General features: G+C 54.3%; 1 protein-coding gene. It reads right to left on the bottom strand.

The genetic code is table 11. The annotated features are described in order from the left end of the window. Positions 1-183 precede the first annotated feature (183 nt). The coding region (locus tag ABI_RS25815) for a hypothetical protein (protein ID WP_169313770.1) at positions 184-501 on the bottom strand (318 nt) is incomplete at its 5' end.

Raw genomic sequence — 501 nt, 5'->3', positions numbered from 1 at the left:
TTATATCAAAAACACACACAATATACACCTCACCCGATCCGACGATGAACAGGTAATACAACATGTTTTCCGCCGGACGTGCACGTTCGCTATTCACCCTCGCCACGTTGCTGGCGGCGGGATTCTTTCCCGCTTACGTTCAGGCACAGGATCGCGACGTGATGCGACAGGCTCTCTGATCCCTTACTTTGCATAGTCGGCAAAGCCCTGGCCGATGAAGCCGAAGCGGCGCTTAAGGTGGGTGACCCCGGTGTGGCTTGCGTCTCGTTGCAAATGACCAAGCGTCATACTGGAGAGTTTTTCAAAGCGGTGGAACCGCTGGAAGCCCTGAAAAATGACGATCCGGCCAACTTTGGTGACGGTCAAAGCCCAGCGAATATACTGGCTTTGACAGACGGCATGGTCGAGATGCGCGCCAATATCGAGGCGGGCGGCAAAGAGGTCTGCGACAGCGTCGGCAAGCCGTTTTATACCAATCCACGATGACCTTGACTCATCTTG

It is taken from the genome of Asticcacaulis biprosthecium C19 (assembly GCF_000204015.1).
GTDB lineage: Bacteria > Pseudomonadota > Alphaproteobacteria > Caulobacterales > Caulobacteraceae > Asticcacaulis > Asticcacaulis biprosthecius.
This window is presented reverse-complemented; position numbering and strand designations above follow the sequence as displayed.